Here is a 7,152-nt window from a genome sequence, read left to right as displayed (position 1 = left end):
CGAGCAGGGCGACGGCCGCCAGCGCGATCCCGGCCAGCCCGCCCGCCACGCGCAGCACCTGGCCGAGCCCCGCCCCGCCGGCGGAGAACCGTTGCGCCCGTTGCGCGATGGTCTCATCGCCGGCAATCACGACTCCGGCGGCACGCAGCCGATCGGCCGCATCGGACGGTGCGGACCGGTTGAGCCACACCTCAAGCCGCAACAGGTTCAGCTCGCTGTCACTGAGCCGGTCGGCATATTCGAGGTCCACGAGGAACCCGCCCTCGGGCACGCCCGGCAGGCGCTGCGCGGCCGTGGCATCCACGGGCCTGGACCCGGTGAGCACCCAACGGCTCACCTTCTCGCGGCTTTCGGCCAGCCGCCGCGGCCCGTGGATGACGATCGGCACGGGCATGGGCGCGTCGGCCGCGGCAATGCGAATATCAGTGCTCACGTTGCGCAGGTCAATCGGGATGTATTGCATTTTCAGGTACCCCTCGCGCGTGGCAGAGATCATCACCTCCGGTTCCATGCCCACCTCACGCCGCCACCGGGCCGCATGCGCGACCGCTCCGGCGCTCAGCGGACCCACGCGAGAGATGGCAAGCTGATCGGGGGAGCGCGGAAAGCTGAGCCACGCCAGGCGGCAGCCACCGCCGGCGCATGCGGGCACCGCAATGCGGTAGAAGCCCGTCGTCTCCACGTCCACCGCACCCGTGACGCGCTCGCCGTTTGGGCCGTCGAGCACGGCCGTCACCCGGACCGGCGGCATCGGCCCGGTGACAATGACGTCGAGCTCCAGGTCGGCTGTGTTGATGCGGATCGGCTCATTGGCCGCCGGGCGCAGCCGGTCCGCGATCTCGCTGGAATCGGGCACGATCGCGGCCAGGCGGGGCGAGTCCACGGCGACGGCATCCTGATGGCGGGCTACGGCCATGGCCCACATTCCTTGCGTGTCAACGCTTCTGACCGCGTGGAGCAGGGCGGCCCGGGAGCGGGCCTGCACGGTGAGCACCCGGTGCGCGCCAAGCTCCTGTGCGGCGCGTTCAGCGAAGTCGGTGCGCATCGCGTCCCAGGCGCCCGCGGCGTGCACGAGCAGTCCGACGGCGATGACGATGAGCGCGACGAGCCGGTCCGCTCCCGGGCGGCGGGCCAGCCACAGCACGGAAAGCCCGCTCCCGAGCCGGGCGCGGCGGATCCAGGCCACGCCGAGCTTCGCCGCCACCAGAGGCACGAGCCGGGCCAGCAGCACGCCCACCACGGCCGCCAAGCACAGCGGCACGATGACGGCCAGCCCGCTGTCCGGGTCCGATGTGGACTGTGCGATGGCCGCGACGGCGAGCGCGACAACCGCGGCTTCGACGGCGAGCGCTCCGGCACGGCCGCGCCGGGACGGCACCTCGCGCATCGCCTCAAGCAGGGACACGGCATGGGCACGCTGCTCGGCGAGCGCCGCCGAAACGACGGCCGACAGCAGGACCGCGCCCGCGACGAGCAAAGCCGATTCGGGCAGTGGCTCCCAGCGTCCGATCACGACACTCGTGCCGAGCCAGGCGAGCGCGGCCCCGATCGGGCCCGAGGCGATTAGCACCAGTGCGGTCGGGCCGAGCGCGAGCACGGCCCGGTGGCGGCGCGGCGCGCCGCGCAGCGCGCCGAGCGCGACCTCCGTCCGGCGATGACGGGCCAGATGCACGACGGAGAGCAGCAGCACGAGCCAGCACAGCACCACCAGCTGGCCGCCCGCGACGAGCGCGGCCGTGTCGTCGGTGCCGGCGGCGACACGGCGGGTGAGCGTGAGCAGGCCGTTGTCGGTGCTCACCTGCGTTTCGAGGCGGTACCGGGTGGCGAACGCGGTCACGGCGTCGATGGACTTGGGCGTGAGCGAGCCCTTCCCGGCGACGACGTCCACGGTGAGGTTGAGTCCTTCGGTGTCCAAAGTGGACTCTGTGAACAGCGGGTTGTCGTCGCGGACCGGGCTCGGTGTGAGCTCGGCGCGGCCCGCCCAGAACGGGTCGTTGAGCCCGTGCGCCGGGTCATATCTCCCGGTGACGCGCAGGCCGGGCGGTGTTGCGGCGTCAGCGGGGGCCACCAGCCCGGAGCAGTCACCCTGCACGAGCCTCAGGTGGGCGCAGACTCCCGACCGGTACACGATGGGAAGGTCTGAATCGGACGGTCGCGTCCACGCTCCAATGACGACAGTGAGCGCGGCTGGCGGGTCGAGCCGGCGCACCCTGCCGTGCAGCTCGTCCAGCGTGCCCGAGGACGAACTCGCGGTGATCGCGCGCTCGGCAGGGGTGGCCGCGTCGAGTTCGACCGCGATCGCCCGCCGCCGCGCCTCATCGGCCATCAGCGGGGCCGCGGTCGCGGCACCCACAGCGAGCACGGCCAGCAGCGCCAGCGCCACCACCTCGCCCCGCCGGGCGGCCAGCGTGCCGAGGATCAGCCGGACCATACTTGCCCATCCACCAGGTGCAGTTCGGCGTGGCAGGCGGCGGCCGCGTCCGGGTCGTGCGTGGCGAACGCTACCGCCGCCCCGCGTGCCGCCTCGGCGAGCAGGAGATCGAGCGCGCGCTGCCGGTTGGCCGCGTCCAGCTCGCTGGTCACCTCGTCGGCGAGCAGGAAATCGCCTCGTAACGCGAGCCCACGGGCGATCGCCACCCGCTGCTGCTGTCCACCCGAAAGCTCCTCCACCAGCTGATCGTGCTGCCCGGAAAGCCCAACCAGCTCAAGGCATTGCGCCGTCCTGGACAGGGCTTCATCCGGGGGTACCCCGCCGGCCAGCAACACCACCTGGATGTTCTCCGCCGCCGTGAGCATCGTCGCGAGCCCGTTATCCTGCGGGATCAACACGATGCCACGCTTGACCGCGCTGTCGCGATCGCCAACCGGTTCGCCGCCGCCCACGGTGACCGTGCCCTGAGCCGGGGCCAGCAGGCCCGCGAGTGTCCTAAGTAGAGTCGTCTTGCCCGCGCCCGACGGGCCGGTCACCGCCAGCACTTCGCCCGGACGCACGGCAAGCGACAGGCCGCGCAGCACCGGCACGCCGGGCCGGTATCCGACCGTGACCTCATCCATCACCAGATCCGCAGACATCCCCGACACGATAGACGCCCGTGCCCGGAATATGGGTCCGCCTATCGGCCCGCCCGTCAGTGAATCGATGTTGTCCGATAGCGGCCCGGCGTCTAGCATGCCCCGGAATACACTATCGATGGGGAGGATCGACATGTGGAGCTGGCGTTTCGCTGCCGCGATCGCATCGGGCCTGCTGGCAGCGGTCGGCACGTCCGGTGTGAGCCAAGCGGCGTCCTACTACGAGCTGCGCTATTCGGGCGGCATGTCATCGGCGGCAATGGTCACGGACGCGTCCAGCAACGCCAATCACGGCACCGTCACCGTGGCCAACGGCGGGCTGGTCACGTCGCTCACCGACCGCGGCGGCAGCAACGCTTTCCTGCGGTTCCCGGGCGGCACGTGCCCGACGGCTCCCTGCCCGCAGGCCATGATCACGCCAACGACTTCGGCAAACCTCGTGCCCAACGCCTCCGGAACGGGCACGTTCACCTTCGGCGCGCACATCCGGCTCACCGAAACACCTTCGGCAACCGCGGGCATGAACGTCTTCCAGCGCGGGTTCGCCGCAGCGGGTGTCAGCCAGTGGAAGCTGCAGGCCGACTCGGGCGTGCCGTCGTGCCGGTGGTCCGACGGCGTCAACTCGCTCCTGCTGCCCGATAGCGGCGATCCGAAATACACACTCCCGGTCGGCAGGTGGGTCAAGGTCAAGTGCTCCCGCTTGGCCGGCGACGTCTTCGAAATCCGCATCACCGACCCGGTCACCGGGGCACTGCTCACGCCGGTGCTTCGCAAGACCGTCGCGATCGGTGCGATCACACCCACCGGCAACGCGGTCATCGGTGCGAAGAAAATCGACGCCGGCCAGGTGGACAGCCAAACCGACCAGTTCCACGGCGACCTCGACGAGATCTTCTTCCACCGCGACTAGCCCGATGGCGTTTCGTCGGCTCGGTCAGAGCAGCTTGCGTTTCTTCAGGTATGCGACAAGGTCGTCATAAGCGCCGCCCTCGTTGGCGAACAGGGCCACGTTGCGAGCGGTCGCGAACCATGGCCCGGTGGAGGAACGCACCTCCTTGAGCGCGCTCTCGAAGTCCCGTTGCTCGATCATCCGTACTTCGCCGCGCTCGATCGAGTCCGCCATCGCGTACTCCGCGGCGGTTTCGCAAAGGTGCGCCAGATCGGCGCCAGAGAAGTCGATGGTTTCGGCAACGAGCCGCCGCAGGTCGATGCTGGCGATCGGACGGTCGCGCAGGTGATATCTCAGGATGGTCTCGCGAGCCGGGGCGTCCGGCGGTAGCACCAACGCGAGGCGGTCGAGCCGACCGGGCCGGCGCAGCGCTGTGTCGACATCCCATGGAGTGTTGGTGGCGGCCAGGACGAAGACACCGTCGTTGTTGCCCTCAATGCCGTCGAGTTCGGCGAGCAGTTGATTGCTCACTGTCCGCATGGCCGAGGAGTTGAGCTGTGCTCGCTTGTGGCCCAGGGCATCGATCTCGTCGAGGAACAGCACGCACGGCGCGTTGCGCCGGGCCGCCTCGAACAGCTCGTGCAGATTGCGCTCGGAGTTGCCGAGCCACATGTCCAGGACATCCACAATGGACAGCGACAGGAAGTGGGCTCCGAGCTCACCCGCGACGGCGCGAGCGAGGAAGGTCTTGCCACAGCCGGGAGGCCCGTAAAGCAAGAGACCGCCGCGCAAGCTCTTGCCGTATAACCTGCGAAGCTCCGGATTGCGCAGCGGCCCGAGGAACGCCAGCTCCAGGCGCTTCTTGACGTCGGCCATGCCGCCCACGTCGGCCAGGCGGGTGCCGGGTCGTTCCACGTCGAAGATCCGGTCCGGCTCACCTGCCACCGGCGCCGGCCCGTCGCCGACGGCGAACCGCGGTGGCAGGACATCGGACAGCTCCTGCTCGTACTCCGCCAGCAGGTCGTCGCTCGGTGGCCCGGGGACTGCGGCTTCCGCCTGTGTCTGGACTTCCGGAGGGCCCATTGGGCTCAGCGAGCGTTGGATGAGCCGCTGAGCGGTGGCGTTCGCCGGGTCGCGGTTGAGCACATATCCGATGTGCGCGATCGCCTCCTGCGGGCGGGCGGCGTCGAGCAGTAACTCGGCGAGGTGCAGGCGCAGCACAGCATCGTCCGGTCTGCTCTCGGTCGCAGCGGTCAACGACGCGATGAGCGGCGAGTCGGTCATGCGAGACTTCCCCAGGGCACACGAACCTCTTCAGTGGTGCCCGTAGCCTACTGTAGGCAAACGGCGGGCTTGGGCTGACGGACCCGCTGGAGTGGTTGCCGTCCATCGAGTCCAACCGTGCGCGGGCCTGACGTCGAGGGTGATCGATGATAGAGCAGAGACTGGGCGAGGCCGGGCTGGTGCGCGCACGGGCTCTGCTGGATGTCGGCCGGATCGCGGCGGCCCAGCAGCAGGTCCGTGCGGTACTGGCCGCGGACCCGCACAACGTCGAGGCCCTGCTTTTGCTGGCCCGGTCATACCAGGCCAACGACGACTTCGGCCCGATGAGGGACGCCGCCGCGCAGGCCGTCGCTTTTGCGCCCGACCAGCACGAGGGTCACCTACTGCTCGCGTTGGCCCAGGTCGGCTTAAACCACCCGGCGATGGCAAGAGACAGTGCGTTGGAGACTGTCCGCCTCGCCCCGGACGACTGGCGAGGACACGCAGCGTTCGCGATCGCCGAGTTCAACCTGGGGCGCAAACGGCGTGCGTTTCGGGCGATCAGACGGGCGGTCGGTCTGGCACCCGAGACGGCCGAGCCGCACTACATCCGGGCGCTGATGTTCCACTCGATCGGCTGGACCTTCTGGGCCAAGCCGGCTTATCGCCGAGCGCTGGCACTCGAACCGGAATACACGGCGGCGTTGACGGGGCTGGGCCGCATCGCGGTCACCGGGGCGCGGTTCGCGGTCGCCGCGGAGCACATCAGCGCGGTGCTCGCAGTGGAACCCACCGACCACGCCGCCCGTACCGAACTCGATCGGCTGATCATCGCCGGCCTCGGCGGATGGGGGATCATGGCGGTTTGGTGCGCGGGCTTTCTCGCCGTGTTCGCCGCGCTGCCGTGGATGTGGCTGCCGCCACTGCTCGTCCCGGCGCTGTGGGTCTTGTGGGCTGCCAGGACATGGCGCGCTTTGTCTCCGGGTGCCCGGAAATACGCGGGACTCCTGATCCGCACGGACACCCGAGTCCGGGTGCGGCTGGCTGGATTGGCGCTGTGTGCGCTCACGGGTATCGGCGTGGGCATCACCGCGGTGTACCAGCAGCCGGACCGACCGCCGTCAGCCGCGATGCTGATCCTGGCCGGAGCACACCTCCTGGCCTTGTTCGTCACTGTGGTGGCCGGCGTCGTCACCGACCGCAACGTTGCCGACCGGCGGTCAGTGAACCGATTGACCAGGACCGATGCCACGCAACTGCCGCCAACCGATCTGCTTGCCGAGCATCGCGAATCCTCCAACGGGGGCAGGTGGATGCTGCGGGTGATGCGCACCGGCGCGTTCTTCGCCGCCGTACCGTGGGTGATGAGCATCGACCAGGCGACGCCGTGGCCCATCAGGGCGGTCGTCGCGACCATCGCCTTGGCCGCGTTCATCGGCTACGCGAGATGGTCCCTCCGCCGGCTCATTCGCCGCCCTGGTCGGCCAAATGCCGTCCTCGGAATGCTGCTTGTCCCGCTGGCTCTGGCCGCGCTGGCGGAGCTGGTCGTTATCACGGCAACCGCGGTGCTCCCGCCCGCGGCGATGCCTCTGCCGAACATCATCTCGGTGGCGGCCTTCGTAGCCATCACCGCCGGCCTGCTGGCTTGGCTCGGCTGGCTTCCCTACGCCACCGTGCGTGGCCTCATCAGTCTCTTCCGCCGATCCACGCTCTAGGCAGTCGTCCCCCGGGGTTGGTATTGCGGGCTGTGGCGAAGCCGCGGAGGGGCGGCGAGCAGGGCTCGCCGCTTTTGTCGGGGGTTCCCGGGGGTCGTCCCCCGGGGTTGGTATTGCGGGCTGTGCCGAAGCCGCGGAGGGGCGGCGAGCAGGGCTCGCCGCTTTTGTCGGGGGTTCCCGGGGGTCGTCCCCCGGGGTTGGTATTGCGGGCTG

Annotated in this window: 5 protein-coding genes; 2 read left to right on the top strand and 3 right to left on the bottom strand. The window is 69.8% G+C overall.

The genetic code is table 11. The annotated features are described in order from the left end of the window. Nucleotides 1–2,431, bottom strand: a 2,431-nt coding sequence (locus DM816_RS38915; RefSeq protein ID WP_117215493.1) for an ABC transporter permease family protein, incomplete at its 3' end; no start/stop codon positions are given. Continuing rightward, the gene (locus tag DM816_RS38910) at nt 2,419–3,072 is read right to left on the bottom strand and encodes an ABC transporter ATP-binding protein (protein WP_246002628.1); all 654 of its coding nucleotides are present in this window, start codon (nt 3,070–3,072) and stop codon (nt 2,419–2,421) included. The genes DM816_RS38915 and DM816_RS38910, both read right to left, overlap by 13 nt. 118 nt (nt 3,073–3,190) lie before the next feature. On the opposite strand from DM816_RS38910, the gene DM816_RS38905 reads away from it, so the two are divergent. Then, the gene (locus tag DM816_RS38905) at nt 3,191–3,982 is read left to right on the top strand and encodes a hypothetical protein (RefSeq protein ID WP_211589043.1); all 792 of its coding nucleotides are present in this window, start codon (nt 3,191–3,193) and stop codon (nt 3,980–3,982) included. Between the two features lie 24 nt (nt 3,983–4,006). On the opposite strand, the gene DM816_RS38900 is transcribed toward DM816_RS38905, so the two are convergent. Further along, nucleotides 4,007–5,245, bottom strand: a complete 1,239-nt coding sequence (locus DM816_RS38900; protein WP_117215491.1) for an ATP-binding protein — start codon at nt 5,243–5,245, stop codon at nt 4,007–4,009. A gap of 146 nt (nt 5,246–5,391) precedes the next feature. Here DM816_RS38900 and DM816_RS38895 point away from each other — a divergent pair, with 146 nt between their 5' ends. Beyond that, entirely contained in the window at nt 5,392–6,939 is a 1,548-nt protein-coding gene (locus tag DM816_RS38895; RefSeq protein ID WP_117215490.1) for a tetratricopeptide repeat protein, read from the top strand. Nucleotides 6,940–7,152 lie beyond the last annotated feature (213 nt).

This window comes from Allorhizocola rhizosphaerae (assembly GCF_003426775.1).
Taxonomy (GTDB): Bacteria; Actinomycetota; Actinomycetes; order Mycobacteriales; family Micromonosporaceae; genus Allorhizocola; species Allorhizocola rhizosphaerae.
The sequence above is the reverse complement of the archived record's forward strand: the minus strand, read 5'-3'. Positions and strand labels throughout refer to the sequence as shown.